A 16809-nucleotide genomic window follows, 5' to 3' on the forward strand; every position below is an offset into this window, starting at 1 on the left:
ATAAATTTTAGTAAAGCTGATTAGATGCGTCAATCTTTTTGCTCCCTTGAGCGGTCTTTCTTCAAGTCTTTTTCCCCTTGATATTTTCTCCATCCGACGTAGGACAAGGTCATTATAATGATGCTTCCTGTCGATATAATTACCCACCATAACGACGGATCTGCCTCATCATCTTCAATATTAGCAAATAATTTTTCCAAATCTGCATCGAGCTTATCAAGCTCCTGCTGCCCATCTTTATCTTGAATAATTTGAGAACGATATTCATCAATAAATTTAATACGAGCATCTAATCTTTGTATATTTTCTGCTGGCAAGTCAATTTTCATACTAGGATAAATGACGTTATAAAGGGATAAAAACATGTTAAAATTCGAATGAAAATCAGCAGTATTTCCACTGACTGCTGCTTCCTTTGCCTGATGAAAAGCTGTTCTGATTGGGTCTTCCATCTCTGTCCATAAGGGCTGATTGCTTGTTGCGATGGCATCAATGACTAGGCGAAACTTTGTCAACTTATTGATTCTTTCTTCATGTTTCATATCCGGACTAACAGCCGCCTCCATCGCCTCATCATGGGAGCTATTAATAATCCTTACCTCATCCATCGTTAATGGTTTCACTGTGACCGAAATACTTTCGAATGTGTCAGAAAAATAATCCAGCATTTTTTTGGCATCATCATATCTATGAAACTTTACCATTTGCAGAGCTTCATCCGAGATGTCATCTAACTTGTCCATTGGAGATTCGGTTTCTGCTGCAACGGACAAGGGAATAATCATAATAAAAATGGCAAATAAAAGGAACCACTTCTTTTTCAATTCTTGTCCCCCCTTTCATTTCTATAAATGTATGAAAGGTTGGACAAGGATAGACCATGATTATTTTATTTCTAGTTTAAAACGGTTGGCCCGTATACAGTAAAAATAGGCTATTCCAATTGAAGCGATTGACAGCCAAAACGTAAAGTAGCCAATTTGCGGCATATATTGATCAAGCATGGAATAATTCGGCATCATAAAGAATACATAGTCAATTATGTCATTATGTAAGGTCCAGATAGCTGCCACTACTAAATGCCAAGTTTTCATCCTATAAAACGGCGAGTACAAAACACCTTGCACTGCCATGGCAAAATGAGAGCCGATTAACATATATCCCGTCCAATCCAGTTCTCCTTGGACTATTAAAACAAGGAAATTCATCACAACCGCCCAAATACCATATTTAAATAATGTTACAATCGCTAGAGCCTCGATCAAAGGCCAGTTCTTTTTTAGTAAAAATGCCAACAACACAAATACAAAAAACAGACTCGCAGTTGGACTGTCCGGCACAAAGGCAAGAAAAATTGCCGGTGTTTGCTTTAGTTGATAACCATACCAATAATAGCCATAAATAGTTCCTACTATATTGACCAGGAATAGTAGTATTAAAACTTTACGATTTCCTAAGATGGGATAGATCCAGCGCACCTACAAACCTCCTATCTTCGTTGATATATGAAAAAAGCTGAGGAAACCCTCAGCTTTTTAATTGCTATTTTTTCGCAATGTCTGCAATGAATTCAGAAAGCTTTTTGAGCTGTTCATCATCACCCTTGAAGACACCAGCAGGCATTTTGCCTTTACCTTGTTTTGCAATTTTGGTAACTTCTTCAGCCGTAACACCTGATCCGGTAAGTGCCGGAGCAAGCGCACCTCCTGTAAGGTTTTCACCGTGACAAGTGAGACAAGTGTTGTCCTTCGCTATTTGATAACCTTCTGCTGTTTTATCAATATCCACTTTAGCTACAATCTTACCTTGACGTTCTGCTGCTTCCCAATCATGTGTTGCAACAGATTGCCAAGTTAAAAAGGTAATGCCAGCTAATGCTAATAACATAAATCCTGTAGCCAATGGCCGTCTGCTAGGACGACGTTCAGGGCCGTTATCAATAAACGGAGCTAATATTAATCCCCCGAAAGCAAGTCCCGGGATAACCATGGCACCGATTACCGTATACGGACCAGAAGCATATGAATATTTTAAAAGTTGGTACAAGAATAAGAAATACCAGTCTGGCATTGGTATGTACCCCGTATCGGTTGGGTCGGCTATCCTTTCAAGCGGTGCTGGGTGAGCAACGGTTAAACAAAGGAACCCAACAAGAAAAACTGCACCTACCATCCATTCTTTTAATAGAAAGTTAGGCCAGAACGCTTCGGTTTTACCAGGGTATTCTGAGTAATCTTTTGGAAGTTTTGGCGTCCGCATTTCTGGTGCTATTACGCGTGAGTCGCCGACAAACTTCATACCTTTACCGCGATGCATCGAGCAATCCCCCTCCTTTTTCCGTAGAAATAGAAAATAATTTCATCTCATTTAATCAGAATCAAAGTGGTCCGGAAATACCTTGTCTACGAATCATTACAAAGTGTGCGGCCATTAGTGCAAACAGCACAGCAGGCAGGAAGAACACATGAATTGCAAAGAATCGAGACAATGTTTGAGCTCCAACAATTGTTTCATGACCAGCCATTAAGGTTTTTAGGTAAGGCCCAATAAATGGTACTGAGTCAACAATTTGAAGGGTTACTTTTGTTGCGAATAATGCCTTCATATCCCATGGAAGCAGGTACCCCGTTAAACCTAGACCCATCATGACGAAGAATATAAGTACGCCGACGATCCAGTTTAACTCACGAGGTTTCTTGTATGCACCTTGGAAAAAGACACGCAAAGTATGTAAGAACATCATAACAATGACTAAACTTGCTCCCCAGTGATGCATGCCACGGACAATTTGTCCAAACGCCACTTCATTTTGTAAATAAAATACAGATTCCCACGCATTTTTAATATCTGGCACATAATACATGGTTAAAAACATACCAGAGAGAATTTGGATAACTGTTACAAAGAACGTTAGACCACCAAAGCAATAAACAAATGCGGAAAAATGGTGTGCAGGGTTTACATGCTCAGGTACTTCATGGTCTGCAATATCGCGCCACATCGGCGTAATATCTAAACGTTCATCTACCCAATCGTAAATTTTGTTTAACATGATTACGCCTCCTTCCGTGGTTCAGCTTTTCCTAAGTAAAGGTAACCATCTTTTTCTTTGTATGGATATACATCAAGTGGTGCTAATGGCGGTGTACCAGGAATATTGGTACCATCCTTTTCGTATCGGCCGTAATGGCAAGGACAGAAGAATTGGTTAGGGTGCTCCTTATTGGAGTTCCAGTTAACCGTACAGCCTAAGTGTTTACAAACCGGTGACAGGGCTACTACTTTTCCGTCATCACCCTTATAAACCCAAGCTGATTGTGTAACATCTGACTCGTACCAAGCATCCTTCTGCTTGAAAGTAAAGTCAACTCGTACAGGTTCATCTGTTAAATCGGCAACCTTTTGTGTGGTCGCAATAAATTCTCCGCCTTCTTCTGCTCGTAAAACAGGATCAACAGCAAATCTAACCATTGGCATTAACATTCCGGCTGCCATGAAACCGCCTACACCTGTTAAAGTGTAGCTTAAGAATTGTCGTCTTGAAACTCGCTCCTTACTCATGCTTATCCCCCCCTATTCGCGAAGTAAGTCCAATGGACATAATAAATACATATAAAACTAGGACATAACAATGATACTTCAATCTTCTTTGAAGGTCAATATCATACTATTTCAAAAAATAATTGATATGGTTATTTGCCCTGATTTTCTTGCCACTTTTGGGTAAAAAGAGGCAACAACTGGCTTACCTGGCTGTCTACCAATGTTATTTTTTGCCCATCACTCATAGATTCTAGTGGTATGGCCGGGAGCCAAATGAAGGAACCATCATACTTTTCTTCTTGCCGTCTCCACTCCGCATCAGCGGTTAAATAAAAAATGTGTTGAAATCCCGCAGCAGCAAGACTTAATTCCCAATTTTTCAACTGTTCCGCTGTTATTTCACTTGATGCCTTCTTTAAGTATGTAAACGGTGGCAGCAGCAATAGTCTTCCAGCAAACTGCCTTTCTACTTGAGCAGTCAATAAAGATATAAATTCAACTGCTTCAGCTGATTGTTTTAATTCTGCTTCCAAAGAGATTGAATATAACGGCACTATAGCTGTATCGATGTATTCCTTTGCAGACAAGAATGTCTGTACATCTTTTGAAATCCATTTCATGAATGCACCAACCTTTTTAAGCTTACTATCACTATACTATTTATTATCCCATTTTTCAAAAAAAGATAAAGTGATAACCCCTCATGATTCGTTAAAAATAAGCTCTGTTAAATGATAGTTAGATTTCTAACACTGTTGATTGAAGCAGGCGCTCAACTACTGTAGGAGTACCGGGCAGGACGAGCTCACAGGCCGAGGAACTCGCCGAGGAGGATCCCCGGCACGCCCGCGGGTTCACTGAATGACTGATAAGAATTTCAACAGTCCAATTTAACAGGCTCACCCCTGCAAAAAGGTTTTGCACTATGGGGTATGGATATAAGCGACTTGTCCATTTTCAGGGTAACAGAAAAAAGAAAGGAAGCCTTGCTTAATGCAAGCTTCCCGATTCATTAGATTTGGGTAGTTTATTTAACTGTTCAGTTAACACACTAAACGCCTGCCTGTCTTGCTTATCTAAGGCTTCATCGATGAGTCTAATAAGCTTTTCCCGCTGAAAACGTTCAATACTACTTTGTAATAGTTGCTCAGCAATTATTCCATCCTTCTCGTTGACCTGAAGATGTTTTGGAACATATGGATTTTCTTCCAATACTGCTGCATATTGATGGGCCTGATTGGAGGCGTGAAAATTAAGTTGGATATATATATCTTCATCCCTATTTAGTCGAATATCATGAAAAGATTTCTCCGCATCGGTTGTCATGACATTTTCCTTATAAAAGCGAAACGGAACCTTATCAACACAATGAGTCGACATAATTAAACCACGGGGACAATATTGGGCTTGCTCTACAAAATGTACCTTCTCCATCAGAGAATCGTGGCTCATTAAGTAATTCAGAATCCACACGCACTCTCTTCTTTTTAATTGATAATGATTTAAAAACCAGCGAATAAAGTCCTTCTTCTCGTTGACAGAAACAGGGGTTGCCATAATCTTTTCCCTCCTCTGCATTTTATGCGCTTAATTATCCTCAGTAAGGCGGTTAAGTACATCTAAAAATTCCGAATTAGTTGGATCTAATAAAAGCAGCTGTTTAAAAATTTCGGCAGCATGAGCCGTTTTTCCTTCCTCGATTAAAAAATATCCATAGTCCTGTAAAAAATCCTCATTATTTTTAAAGAAAGTATATGCGATTTCGTATTTGTCTAATGCTTCGGAATATCTCTCCAGTTTATCGAGGGCAAATGCAGAGTCCCATAACAGCTGAGGCTCCTGTTCCTCTAATAGATTTAGACTAGAGATAAGTTCGAGAACATCTTCGTAACGCTCCTGATGAAACAACAATTTATTTAACGTCAAAGCAGCTTCAATAAATCCGGGATCTAATACAAGTGATTCGCGCAAGAATTGTTCAGCTTCTTCAGAAAGTCCTAATTTCATGGCAATCTTGCCGCCATGGAAAAATAAATCTTTGTTAAATTCATCGTGTTTGATGCCTTCTTTTACCGCGTTAAAACTGTTCTCTAATTCCTCTTCCCGCTCATACGCTAGGCCGAGAGGCAAATAAAGCGAATGGTACTCAGGATCTAGTTCCTTTAATTCGTTGAATTTCTCGATGGCGGTACGATTATAGCCCGCCTGAAGAGCAGTAAAGGCATAACCAAATAACGTATTAATTTCTAATTCCTCATTGAGTGCTTTCTCATAGTAAACAAGAGCATCTTCAAATACACCTGATGTGCTAAGTAAGTCGGCCATTCTTGAATTTACGTTAACCCCGGCAACGACATCGACTTCCTGCAAGACACTTTTATATGCATTTACTGCCTTAACAATCTCTCCTTGCTCACTATAGAGCTCTCCTAATGCAAAATCAATAATAATTTCATTAGGTAGCAAGTCCTTTGCTTTCAGGAGTTTTCCTTCACTTACTTCGTATAGCCCTTGAAGCTGATATAGGTCAGCTAATAATAGCAACGACTGACCAAAAAAAGCATCGTGTTCGGAAATTCTCTCCAACACAAGAATTGCTTCCTCTTCTTCACCGAGTTCCAGAAGAATTTCCCCTAACAAAACAAGAAGCTCTCCTTCCTCGGGATAAGTTTCTAATAAATTCTCGATTAAAGCTTTTGCTTCATCTAAAAAACCATAGTGGAATAGTTCTTCCCCAAGCATGAACTTTTCGTCAGGCCTGCCGCTTCGTAGTACATCATTATATTCATTAATTGCTGCATTATGTTGGCCGTTTTCCAACATGTTGATAATTTTATTAATTCGATCCATCTGTCTATTACCTCTTCCCCTAGATTGAAAAATATGATGGGGTTTTCACTTTTACATGTTCTCCATAACCCGGTTTAAAAGATACCACTTTTCCGGAGCGGATAATTTTTCCCCGATGAACTGTTACAGTAAGTCTATCTTTATGATATTGAAACAAATCGGCTTGTTCAACTTTCCCGATTTGTATTGAATGGTCATATAGATTATAGCTTAACTCTGTACCATTCATCAGACTTCCTTTATAAGGATAAATGCCTATTTTATTCAAGATGGCCGTTGATAAAGGCTGGTTTTCTTCTATCTCCTCCAGGATTGCAGGTATTTTTTCATTTACCATGACCTCTTTCCATTTCGACAAAACCAATTTGACTTCCTTCTTTTCAGAGCAAGAAATAATTGGAATTAACGGGCTGTTAAACGGAAACATCGCATCCTTAATCCAGCTCCAAGGAATGTTGGCAAGTTCTGTTGCATCTTGGACCTCAACGAAAATGGCAGGTATTTTTTTCTTTTTACAGCTTCTAATAAATGATTGCGTAATCATCCTAACAGGAATCCTTACCCCAATTAGAAAATCAATCGGACTGCTGTTTAGCGATGTTTCCATCTCGCTCACTTTCGAATGGAGTTCATATTCATAATTGAGCGTTACATAGGTAAGAAACGTAGTGCATCCTTTTAGTAAAAACTGGTTTGTTATCAATTGTTTCAACTTTGGGAATGATTCATGCTGAGAGATGTTTGAATTAAGGAGGATATAAGTTGGTGTCATAATAAATTGACCCAGGTTCATTTTCATTAAAGAAGAGCGCTTAAAATTGGATTGAATGGCAGCTATTCGGTCTTCTTGGATTAAGAAAGAACAGGTTTTGAGCTGTCTATCCTTTAGAATCTGGGCATTTTCGATAATATAGGCCATCCTCTCACCCTTTTCTCCTGCATAATTGCCCATCTGATGTAAGGGCTGACCGCAGTATTGTCTAGTGTCTTTAAGACAAGCTATGCGAATGAGCGAACATCTATGACTGGTGGGATGCATAAAAAAAGAGGTGACACCGAAGTCCACCTCATTCACTCAACAAGTGATTTAAATGTGTAAAGAAGTTTGGATAGGATACAGAAATGGCTTCCGGCTGCTCCAAGGCCACTTCTCCATCACAGAGGAGCGCCGCTATGGCCAGCATCATGCCAATCCGATGGTCGCCATGGCTGGATACAGAACCGCCATGCAGTTTCGAATTTCCATGGATTAACATTCCATCCTCAGTAGCCTCAATTGCTGCACCTAGCTTCTGTAATTCTAGGACAACCGTATCAATTCGGTTTGTTTCCTTTACTTTTAGTTCCTCCGCATTCCGAATGATGGTAGGCCCATCTGCCTGGGTTGCCATAAGTGCAATAATCGGTATTTCATCAATTAAGGTGGGAATAATATCACCTTCAATGACAGTACCTTTGAGATTAGAAGTTTTAACTACGATATCCCCCGCCGGCTCAAAGGAACCATTATCGTATTCAAAAATTTTAAGTTCAGCGCCCATCCTTTTCATCACTTCAATCATTCCGGTTCTGGTTGGGTTTAACCCAACATTTTTCAGCACAATACTGCTACCGGACACTGTAACTCCGGCAGCTAAGAAGAAAGCAGCGGAAGAAATGTCGCCAGGAACGTGAACTGCAGCGGCGGATAGTTTTTGTCCACCTTTTACTTTTATCAAACGGTTTTCTTTTATGATTTCAGCGCCAAATTGGCGAATCATTCTTTCAGTGTGATCCCTTGTTTCTGCAGGTTCTTCTATCACAGTTTCTCCATTCGCTTGCAATCCGGCAAGGATGATAGATGATTTCACCTGTGCACTTGCGACAGGAAGCCGATAGTTAATCGCGTTTAGCTCTCCCCCGCGGATAGAAATAGGTGTATACTTGGCGTTTTGTCTTCCGTCGATGATTGCACCCATTTTAGCTAACGGGTCTGTTACGCGCGTCATTGGTCTTTTCCCTATGGAATGGTCTCCTATAATGGAAGTATAAAATGGCCTTCCAGCTAAAATCCCCATAAGTAACCGAATCGTAGTGCCTGAATTGCCCACATCTAATATTTCATTGGGTTCTGATAAGCCTTCAAAGCCATTGCCAATAATCCGAAGCCTGTGATTTTCTTCCTCTATCGTTACTCCTAATTTACGAAAACAGGAAATCGTACTTAAACAGTCATCTCCTGGCAGGAAGTTGGAAACGATGGTCTCGCCATGCGCAATAGAACCAAACATGACAGAACGGTGGGAAATCGACTTATCCCCTGGAATTATTATTTCACCTGTTAACTTATGCTTATTGCTTTTGAGTTCTAATAACGTCATTTCATCACCTTACTTCAACATTTTAAATGCCCAACGAGGTTGCAAAGTTAGTATGAGACAAAATACATTGTTCTGCACGAGTACGATCATGTTCTGTTTGAAAGCTAATAACGCATACTCCATTAATGTCCTCACGGGTTTCAAGTATCCGTATATTGGTAATACTAATTCTTTCCTTAGCCAGATATCCCGTAATCTCTGAGATCACCCCAGGATAATCTGGAAGATCTACATATAAATCGTAAAATGCCGGTATAGCCCCTTTTTCCTTCATCGGCAGCTCATCACGAAATTGTTTAGCTTGGTAAAAATAATCATAAATTTGTTCGCCTTGTCCTTCTATGAGCATTTGTTTTACTCGGTTCATTTCTGCTTGCCATTGATCTAGCAGGCCGATTAAATTTTCTTTGTTTTGCAATAGTATGTCCTTCCACATTTTTGGACTACTGGAGGCAATGCGGGTAATATCGCGAAACCCACCTGCTGCAAGGCGAGGAATCAAATGTTCCGATTGAGATAGGCTTTCTGTCTGCCGAACAATAGAAGCTGCAATAATGTGAGGAAAGTGACTCACTACTCCCGTGAGATAATCATGATTTTCTGGTGTTATCGTTAAAAACTTTGCATTCGTCCCCGCTAACCATTGTTTCAGAAGATCTACCTTCTCGGCCGCAATATGTACATCCGGCGCTAGTAAATAAAAGGCGTTTTCAAATAGAATTTCTTTGGCCGCGGTGATCCCCGTTTTATGGGAGCCAGCCATTGGATGTCCGCCGATAAAAGTAATGCCTTTTTGCGTTAAACAGGCTGCACCTTTGACTATCTTTTCCTTTGTGCTACCGGTATCAGTAATAATTACATCTGGTTTTAATGGAAGCTCGGATAGTAATTCAATAATGGCATATGTTTCATTTACTGGGACGGAAATGATGATTAAGTCAGCCTCGAGCGCCCCAGCCGTAACTGTTTCTGCTACCTCATCAATCACACCGAGCATCTTTGCTAGCCTTGCTTGTTCACTATTAATATCATAACCAATTATTTGTGCATGGTTATGTTGCTTTTTAATACATAGGGCTAGTGAACCGCCGATTAATCCTAACCCAATTACAAAAACCCGGCCTGTCAAAAAACTCCCTCCCCATTAGAAAAACGCAAGCGCCTTATGTAGGCGCTTAAGCAAAATGTCCTAAATTTCTTTAACGTAATAGGATATAAACTTTTTAGTTCTTATTCAAAAAATCAGATAAAGCTGACAGCAAACCTTCATTTTGTTCCTTGGTTCCTACCGTGATTCTTATGGCAGTAGGGAACCCTAATGCTTTACCTGAACGGACAATATAGCCTCTTTCTAGAAGGTATTGAAAGGCTTCGTCTGAATCAACCTCTAAATCAATTAAAATAAAATTTGTTTGCGTAGGATAATACTTTAGATTCCTTTGTTCACAAAAATCGTAATATTGGGCTAGACCTTGTCTGTTTTGTTCTCTGCAGAATTGAACAAATTCTTGGTCACGAATTGCTACAGCAGCAGCTAACTGCCCTAGAGAGTTCGCATTAAATGGTTCTCTTGCGGGTTCAAGAGCTTTTATGATTGCCCGATTAGCTACACCATACCCAACCCGTAACGATGCTAATCCATAGATTTTGGAAAACGTTCTTAAAACAATTAAATTGGGATACTTTCGGGTCAGACTAATAGAATCGTAATAATCTTCAGCCGTTACATATTCATAGTAAGCCTCATCCAGCACAATCAAGATGTGCTCCGGCACCTGGTCTAGAAACCTAGTGAGGCGTTCTTCTGGTATATATGTACCTGTTGGGTTATTGGGGCTGCAAACCCAAATAACATTGGTTTTTTCATCAATTGCCTCCAGCATAGCTTTTAGATCATGCTCACCATCTTTATCGGGGATTTCCTTAATAACCGTACCTTCAATAACAGCATTGTGTTTGTACTGTGAAAAGGTATGTTCTGACATAATGGTGCTTGCATTCGGGTGCAGCAATGCTCGTGAAATCATTTGAATCAGGTTATCCGAACCGTTCCCTAAGATAATTTCTTCTTCATTTACATGAAGAAATGCAGCAAGTTCCTCTCTTAATGCAGTAGCATATCCATCCGGATAAATAGCGAGACTGGCTGGTGCAGTTTGTAGTGCTTCGAGCACTTTTTTTGAGGATCCAAAAGGATTTTCATTTGATGCCAGCTTTACAATGTTGTCTAAGTTGTATTCCCGTTTAACCGATTCGATTGATTTCCCCGGCTTATAGGGAGTTAAGGTTAATAGTTGTTCTTTCCATCTCATTTTTCTCACTCCGTTGGTAAATTTCTCCGTAGTTATTATACTGCTGTATTTGCATCTAAGTCAGGTCTTAGAACCTTAGCACCATTTAAGTAAACATGATGAATCTCTTCTTGTGTTAGGCTTGTATTCATGTGCAGCATGACTCGAATGCACAACTTCAATGAATTCTCCACCGGAATTTCGCGCATACACATCACCGGAACGTAAGTCCATCCGGCAAAGTTGCGCAATGCCTTTGCTGGGAAGGCAGCCGTGATATCTTCGGTAGTTGAAATAAAGACGGAGGCAACGGTATCGGGCTGTATATGATTCTCTTTAATCATTTTTTCGAACAGCTCCTCTGTTGCAGCAAATATCTCATCTGCGGTATTGCTGCTAATCGTCGTTGCTCCTCTCACCCCTCTAATCATGAAAATCCCCCTTATTTAAAAGCATACAGTCCATTTAACAACAGTGACTCTGAAATTTCTTTAAGAACCGGATGTCCTACTTTTTCGAGCAGGACAAAGCGAATCGATTCACCTACTGATTTTTTATCCTGTTTCATCCTGCTTATAACCGAATCTAAATCAAGTCGCTCCGGTAAACTGGTTTGATAACCCAAACGTTTTGTCCATTCACTAAAATCTTTTAAATCAAAATCAAGTTCAAGTATTTCAATGCTCAATTTTAAAGCAAAAATCATTCCAATCAATACGGCTTCCCCGTGAGTGAATTTCCCATATCCCATTTCTGCTTCAATTGCATGGCCTAACGTATGCCCAAAATTTAAGTAGGCCCGAATTCCTGTTTCCCTTTCATCCTGGCTGACGTAAGAATTTTTTACTTTTATTCCTTTTATTAATGATTGAGACAACTGGCCTTGTGTCATGCTGTTTAAGTCCTGAATATTCATCCGAAGCCACTGGTAAAAATCCAGGTCGTAAATAAGAGCATGTTTAATCACCTCAGCAAACCCGGACCTGACTTCTTGCTCTGGGAGTGTATCCAGCAGACTTAGATCATAAAATACAGCATCCGGCTGGTGGAAGGCACCAATCATGTTTTTCCCCATGGGATGGTTGATAGCTACTTTACCTCCAACTGCACTATCATGGGCTAATATAGTCGTTGGCACCTGGATAAACGATATTCCTCTCATAAAGGTGGAAGCAACAAAACCAGCTAAGTCACCAACCGCACCGCCTCCAAATGAAATAATGACTGATTTTCGGTCAAGGCGATTTTGTAAACCAGCTGTTAGAGCATCATAAAAAACATCAAAAGTTTTCGCTTTTTCACCACTCGGGGCAGTAAAAACAACTGGATCCCAATCATCAAGTACGGAAACCAATTTCTCAAGATGAAGCCTAGCCACTGTTTCATCCGTAATCACTAAAATTTTTGTCAAGCTAGGGAAATGGCTTTTTAAAAACGGTGGAATATGGCCTAAGGCCCCTTCCCCAACAAACACATCATACAGCTTTGACTCTGTTTCGATGTGGATCGTCTCCATTAAAATCCCCTCGCATATTCCCGTTGCTTTTGTATTTCTTCAACAAAGGTTTCAAAACGGTCACTATAAAATTGTTCCACAAGAGCATTGGCTAATTCCCAAGCAACAACATGCTCTGCAACAACAGCAGCTGCAGGAACTGCACAACTGTCTGATCGTTCAATACTTGCTGAGAATGGTTCTTTTGTTTCAATGTCCACACTCATTAGCGGTTTATAAAGAGTTGGGATTGGCTTCATTACACCCCTGACTACAATTGGCATTCCTGTTGTCATCCCGCCTTCAAAGCCGCCTAGCCGGTTTGATTTCCGGTAATATCCTGTCTCTTTATCCCAAGCAATTTCATCGTGAACCTCACTGCCTGGCTTTCTTGCTGCCTCAAATCCAATCCCAAATTCCACTCCTTTAAAGGCGTTAATACTGACCATGGCTCCAGCTAGTTTAGCATCTAATTTTCGATCATAATGTACATAACTTCCGATTCCCGCTGGCATTCCTTCGGCAATGACCTCGACAATCCCGCCAATGGAATCGCCACTTTTTTTTGCTTCATCAATAGCATTCATCATGTCCTGCTCTACATTTGGGTCAACGGTGCGGACAGGTGAGCTTTCTGAACGTTCTTTTAAAGCTTCCAATGTTAAGGTACGGTCGACATTAGCTTTAATCCCACCGATTTCGACCACATGTGCCACAATGTTCACTCCTACTAAAGACAATAGCTTTTTGGCAACGGCTCCTGCGGCGACACGAACTGTTGTCTCACGTGCAGATGATCGTTCTAAAACATTTCTCATATCCCGATGGCCATATTTAATCCCGCCATTTAAGTCTGCATGACCGGGGCGAGGACGGGTTACCTTGCGTTTTACTTCATCCTCTTCCATGTCTACAAGCGGCTCCGCACCCATTATTTTGGTCCAATGTTTCCAATCATTATTTTTAACCACTAATGCAACAGGTGATCCCAACGTTTGCCCATGCCGTACTCCCGACATGATTTCTACTGTATCTTTCTCGATTTGCATCCGTCTTCCCCGGCCGTATCCTTGTTGTCTTCTTGCCAATTCAGCATTTATATCTTCCGTCAAAAGCGGCATCCCTGCGGGCAGCCCTTCCAAAATTGCTGTCAATTGCGGACCGTGTGATTCTCCCGCTGTCAAATATCTTAATCCCATACTCTTTCCCCCTTCAACTCATTAAAGGATTTATGTATCAATATAACATATTGTGTCGGATTCGCATAGTAGGACAATTCAGAAAATAGTTAGAATTTTTATATAAAGAAGCTAGTTGTTCTTACATCGCCAATAAAAAACACTTGTATCTAAGTACAAGTGTCAGATTGTAGACTGTACACAAAAGGCATTACGAAGGTTCACATTCGGGTGCCTTTTTCTAATTATGACTCTTTTTACTATAGTTTTGTATTAAACTGCCCCATCCAAGGTCAATTCATATGCCAATTCTGGTTAATCCCAATTCCCTGTCTCCATGTTTTTACGTCCTTTACATAGCAACCACTCTCTGGATTGGTGGTACTTTCTTTTATTTCCTTGATTCCTTTTTTTCAAACTTATCTAGTAGAAAAGGTTTTTTTCATGCTTTTCACTATGGCAGCTTATATCTTACGGACCATATGGTCCTCAGGTACAAACTGCTCTAAAGCGATCATTCCTACTTGGTCACGGTTCATCTGTGTGTTTTTTGTTAACATTTCATCACTCTCATAAAAAACGTGGCATAATTAAAAAGAAAAATAATCTATAGGTCATCTATGTTGTTTGCCCTGTTGATTGGAGCAGAAATGCGAAGACCCCGCGAAGCGCCTGGAGCACAAATAACGGCCCCCCCATAAAAAGAGCAAAAAAAGACTGTCGGCAAACCCGAAGTTTTTTCAGATTTGTCGACAGTCTGCCACTTGTATCTAAGTACAAGTGTTTATAATTTATTAAGTTAATAAATCCATTCGTTCACTAATTTGGAGTATTCTGCTAGTTCTGATTTACTAAAGAATAAACCGATTTCCCGGGCAGCGCTTTCAATTGAATCAGATCCGTGTATAACGTTTTTGCCAACTGTTAGACCAAAGTCTCCGCGGATTGTTCCTGGTGCAGCATCCTTTGGATTTGTAGATCCCATCATTTGGCGAGCAGTGCTAATGACATTTTCCCCTTGCCATACCATTGCAAAAACAGGCCCTGATGTAATGAAGTCAACCAATTCGCCAAAGAAAGGACGTTCCTTATGTTCACTATAATGCTGTTCAGCAAGCTCGGTAGGGATACTCATTAACTTTGCACCCAATAGTTGAAAGCCCTTTCTTTCAAAACGTGACACAATTTCCCCAATTAAATTACGCTGTACCCCATCAGGTTTAACCATTAAAAATGTGCTCTCCATCATTTCCACTCCCACTTTATATGTATAGGATTGTTATACCAAAATACAATCCACGAAAATATTAACATTGTTTTGAATATTTCGCAAGACTGTCTACATAACAAAACAAGTATAGAAATGGAAATGATGAAATTACATTTTAGAACTTACGTCTACCAATATTTTTCGCGATCTCCTGGAAGGATTTTTTTGCACGGTTATCTGGAAGCTCTTTTAATATTGCCAGAGCCTTATTCAAGTACTGATCACTGAGCTGAACCGACTTTTCAATCGCACCTGTTTGTTTTATTAGGGAGATAATCTCCTCGATATCCAATGCCGTTGTGTCCGGATGCACCTGTTCGATTTTTTCTCGAACTGTTTTGTTTTCCATAGCAAAAAATACCGGTGCTGTGATATTGCCATGCAGCAAGTCACTTCCAGCTGGTTTTCCAAGTTCTTCACCTGTAGCTGTAAAATCAAGAATATCGTCAGTAATTTGATAAGACATACCTACATAATAGCCAAACTGATACAATTTCTTATGCACTGACTCTTCCACATTTGCCGCTATTGCTCCCAATTGGCAGCTAGACGCAATCAACAATGCTGTTTTTCTTTTAATTCTCCGCAAATAGTCTCGAAATTTTTGGTCATAACGGTATTTATCTTTAATTTGTTCAATTTCTCCCACCGTCACTTCGACCATTGTATCTGCCAATATTTTATGCGCTAAGGGATTTTCAATATTAGTCATTGATTCAAGGGCAAGGGCAAATACAAAATCCCCTGTATACATAGCAACTTGGTTGTCCCATTTTGATTTTACAGTTGGCTTTCCTCGGCGAAGATCAGCATCATCAATGACATCATCGTGAACCAACGAGGCCATATGAATAAGTTCAAGCGCCACTGCAACATCCTTTAGGACATTGATGTCATAATCTCCAAACTTCCCCGCAAGCAGCACAAAAATAGGACGTATCCTTTTTCCGCCAGCCAGCAATGTATGCATAGAAGCCTGTTTTAAAAGAAGAGACTCGGTTTTAATAGTCTCCTCTAGTTTTTTCTCTATGATATTAATATCAGAATTCAAAAATGAATACATCATTTTTAATTTCATTGTATTCACCCAGCTTTTCATCCTATCTGTTTTGCGCGATTATTTTTTCTTCCCGATGTGTACTGCAGCGGCACCACCACTATAAGGCTTATATTTAACCTCAGAAAATCCTGCCGTTTCGAACAAAGATGCTAGTTCTTTCATCCCTGGAAAATCACGGGCAGACTCCTGAAGCCAAGAGTATTCCTTATAACTTTTAGCAAACAATTTACCAAACATCGGCATGATATACCGGAAATATAGGTAGAAAAGCTGTCTATATCCTATTAGAGTTGGCTGGCTTGTCTCTAAACAAACAGCAATTCCGCCAGGCTTCACAACACGATACATTTCCTTTAATACCTGAAGATAATCCGGGACATTTCGAAGTCCGAACCCAATGGTCACGTAATCGAAACTATTATCAGGGAAAGGGAGTTCCATTGCATTGCCATGGATTAATTTTACTTGGTCTAGATGAAGCTGCTCAACCTTTTCTTCTCCTACCTTCAACATATTTTTGCTAAAATCAAGCCCAACTACTTTTCCATGTGGTCCGACAGCTTCTGCTAAAGCAATCGTCCAATCAGCAGTCCCACAACAAACATCAAGAGCATGCGCTCCTTGCTGAACATTCATTCTTTTCATGGTGTCTTTCCGCCATTTAAGGTGCTGCTGAAAACTGATCACAGAGTTCATTTTATCGTAGCTATCAGAAATCTTTTCAAATACATGATGAACCCGTTCTTCCTTGGATTGCTGCAT

The 16809-nt window shown here is 40.1% G+C and carries 18 protein-coding genes; all 18 read right to left on the reverse strand.

What is annotated here, in order from left to right; all coding sequences use genetic code 11:
* Positions 1-29 precede the first annotated feature (29 nt).
* The 18 genes from ypjB to BN2425_RS08900 all read right to left on the reverse strand — a co-directional run bounded on the left by ypjB (position 30) and on the right by BN2425_RS08900 (position 16809).
* Entirely contained in the window at positions 30-824 is a 795-nt protein-coding gene (ypjB, locus tag BN2425_RS08810; RefSeq protein WP_235714592.1) for a sporulation protein YpjB, read from the reverse strand.
* Positions 825-884: 60 nt separating this feature from the next.
* The gene (locus BN2425_RS08815; RefSeq protein ID WP_042457810.1) at positions 885-1478 is read right to left on the reverse strand and encodes a DUF1405 domain-containing protein; all 594 of its coding nucleotides are present in this window, start codon (positions 1476-1478) and stop codon (positions 885-887) included.
* 64 nt (positions 1479-1542) lie between these two features.
* Positions 1543-2316: a menaquinol-cytochrome c reductase cytochrome b/c subunit gene (locus tag BN2425_RS08820; RefSeq protein ID WP_042457813.1), complete on the reverse strand. Its 774-nt coding sequence runs from the start codon at positions 2314-2316 to the stop codon at positions 1543-1545.
* Positions 2317-2377: 61 nt separating this feature from the next.
* Complete coding sequence (gene qcrB, locus BN2425_RS08825) at positions 2378-3052, reverse strand: menaquinol-cytochrome c reductase cytochrome b subunit (RefSeq protein ID WP_042457816.1); 675 nt, start codon at positions 3050-3052, stop codon at positions 2378-2380.
* 2 nt (positions 3053-3054) lie between these two features.
* Entirely contained in the window at positions 3055-3561 is a 507-nt protein-coding gene (locus BN2425_RS08830; protein WP_042457819.1) for a QcrA and Rieske domain-containing protein, read from the reverse strand.
* Positions 3562-3692: 131 nt separating this feature from the next.
* Positions 3693-4163 carry a YpiF family protein gene (locus BN2425_RS08835; protein WP_042457821.1) on the reverse strand — a complete coding sequence of 157 codons (471 nt, stop codon included), beginning with the start codon at positions 4161-4163 and terminating at the stop codon, positions 3693-3695.
* A gap of 370 nt (positions 4164-4533) precedes the next feature.
* Positions 4534-5100 (reverse strand): ReoY family proteolytic degradation factor, encoded by a 567-nt coding sequence (locus tag BN2425_RS08840; protein ID WP_042457824.1) that lies wholly within the window; start codon positions 5098-5100, stop codon positions 4534-4536.
* Between the two features lie 30 nt (positions 5101-5130).
* The gene (locus tag BN2425_RS08845; RefSeq protein WP_042457827.1) at positions 5131-6393 is read right to left on the reverse strand and encodes a tetratricopeptide repeat protein; all 1263 of its coding nucleotides are present in this window, start codon (positions 6391-6393) and stop codon (positions 5131-5133) included.
* Between the two features lie 19 nt (positions 6394-6412).
* Complete coding sequence (locus tag BN2425_RS08850) at positions 6413-7312, reverse strand: hypothetical protein (RefSeq protein ID WP_042457830.1); 900 nt, start codon at positions 7310-7312, stop codon at positions 6413-6415.
* A gap of 148 nt (positions 7313-7460) precedes the next feature.
* Positions 7461-8753: a 3-phosphoshikimate 1-carboxyvinyltransferase gene (gene aroA, locus BN2425_RS08855; protein WP_042457832.1), complete on the reverse strand. Its 1293-nt coding sequence runs from the start codon at positions 8751-8753 to the stop codon at positions 7461-7463.
* Positions 8754-8775: 22 nt separating this feature from the next.
* Entirely contained in the window at positions 8776-9882 is a 1107-nt protein-coding gene (locus BN2425_RS08860; protein WP_042457834.1) for a prephenate dehydrogenase, read from the reverse strand.
* Between the two features lie 94 nt (positions 9883-9976).
* Positions 9977-11065: a histidinol-phosphate transaminase gene (gene hisC, locus BN2425_RS08865; protein WP_042457836.1), complete on the reverse strand. Its 1089-nt coding sequence runs from the start codon at positions 11063-11065 to the stop codon at positions 9977-9979.
* Positions 11066-11100: 35 nt separating this feature from the next.
* On the reverse strand, positions 11101-11475 hold the full coding sequence (aroH, locus tag BN2425_RS08870) for a chorismate mutase (protein WP_042457838.1): 375 nt from the start codon (positions 11473-11475) through the stop codon (positions 11101-11103).
* A gap of 11 nt (positions 11476-11486) precedes the next feature.
* On the reverse strand, positions 11487-12560 hold the full coding sequence (aroB, locus tag BN2425_RS08875; RefSeq protein ID WP_042457841.1) for a 3-dehydroquinate synthase: 1074 nt from the start codon (positions 12558-12560) through the stop codon (positions 11487-11489).
* Positions 12560-13738: a chorismate synthase gene (gene aroC / locus BN2425_RS08880; protein WP_042457844.1), complete on the reverse strand. Its 1179-nt coding sequence runs from the start codon at positions 13736-13738 to the stop codon at positions 12560-12562. Before aroC ends, aroB begins: the two co-directional genes overlap by 1 nt.
* Before the next feature lie 778 nt (positions 13739-14516).
* Positions 14517-14963, reverse strand: a complete 447-nt coding sequence (gene ndk / locus BN2425_RS08890) for a nucleoside-diphosphate kinase (RefSeq protein WP_042457846.1) — start codon at positions 14961-14963, stop codon at positions 14517-14519.
* Between the two features lie 139 nt (positions 14964-15102).
* Positions 15103-16065, reverse strand: coding sequence for a heptaprenyl diphosphate synthase component II (gene hepT, locus BN2425_RS08895; RefSeq protein ID WP_042457928.1), 963 nt, complete (start codon positions 16063-16065; stop codon positions 15103-15105).
* A 39-nt stretch (positions 16066-16104) separates the two neighbouring features.
* On the reverse strand, positions 16105-16809 hold the full coding sequence (locus BN2425_RS08900; RefSeq protein ID WP_042457849.1) for a demethylmenaquinone methyltransferase: 705 nt from the start codon (positions 16807-16809) through the stop codon (positions 16105-16107).

This window comes from Neobacillus dielmonensis (genome assembly GCF_000612665.1).
Taxonomy (GTDB): Bacteria; Bacillota; Bacilli; order Bacillales; family Cytobacillaceae; genus Neobacillus; species Neobacillus dielmonensis.

What these genes read in the sequence shown, in the direction of transcription:
- BN2425_RS08820 (WP_042457813.1), bottom strand. Translation starts at nt 2,316, where the DNA reads ATGCATCGCGGTAAAGGTATGAAGTTTGTCGGCGACTCACGCGTAATA.
- qcrB (WP_042457816.1), bottom strand. Translation starts at nt 3,052, where the DNA reads ATGTTAAACAAAATTTACGATTGGGTAGATGAACGTTTAGATATTACG.
- BN2425_RS08830 (WP_042457819.1), bottom strand. Translation starts at nt 3,561, where the DNA reads ATGAGTAAGGAGCGAGTTTCAAGACGACAATTCTTAAGCTACACTTTA.
- BN2425_RS08835 (WP_042457821.1), bottom strand. Translation starts at nt 4,163, where the DNA reads ATGAAATGGATTTCAAAAGATGTACAGACATTCTTGTCTGCAAAGGAA.
- BN2425_RS08840 (WP_042457824.1), bottom strand. Translation starts at nt 5,100, where the DNA reads ATGGCAACCCCTGTTTCTGTCAACGAGAAGAAGGACTTTATTCGCTGG.
- BN2425_RS08845 (WP_042457827.1), bottom strand. Translation starts at nt 6,393, where the DNA reads ATGGATCGAATTAATAAAATTATCAACATGTTGGAAAACGGCCAACAT.
- BN2425_RS08850 (WP_042457830.1), bottom strand. Translation starts at nt 7,312, where the DNA reads ATGGCCTATATTATCGAAAATGCCCAGATTCTAAAGGATAGACAGCTC.
- aroA (WP_042457832.1), bottom strand. Translation starts at nt 8,753, where the DNA reads ATGACGTTATTAGAACTCAAAAGCAATAAGCATAAGTTAACAGGTGAA.
- hisC (WP_042457836.1), bottom strand. Translation starts at nt 11,065, where the DNA reads ATGAGATGGAAAGAACAACTATTAACCTTAACTCCCTATAAGCCGGGG.
- aroH (WP_042457838.1), bottom strand. Translation starts at nt 11,475, where the DNA reads ATGATTAGAGGGGTGAGAGGAGCAACGACGATTAGCAGCAATACCGCA.
- aroB (WP_042457841.1), bottom strand. Translation starts at nt 12,560, where the DNA reads ATGGAGACGATCCACATCGAAACAGAGTCAAAGCTGTATGATGTGTTT.
- aroC (WP_042457844.1), bottom strand. Translation starts at nt 13,738, where the DNA reads ATGGGATTAAGATATTTGACAGCGGGAGAATCACACGGTCCGCAATTG.
- ndk (WP_042457846.1), bottom strand. Translation starts at nt 14,963, where the DNA reads ATGGAGAGCACATTTTTAATGGTTAAACCTGATGGGGTACAGCGTAAT.
- hepT (WP_042457928.1), bottom strand. Translation starts at nt 16,065, where the DNA reads ATGAAATTAAAAATGATGTATTCATTTTTGAATTCTGATATTAATATC.
- BN2425_RS08900 (WP_042457849.1), bottom strand. Translation starts at nt 16,809, where the DNA reads ATGCAGCAATCCAAGGAAGAACGGGTTCATCATGTATTTGAAAAGATT.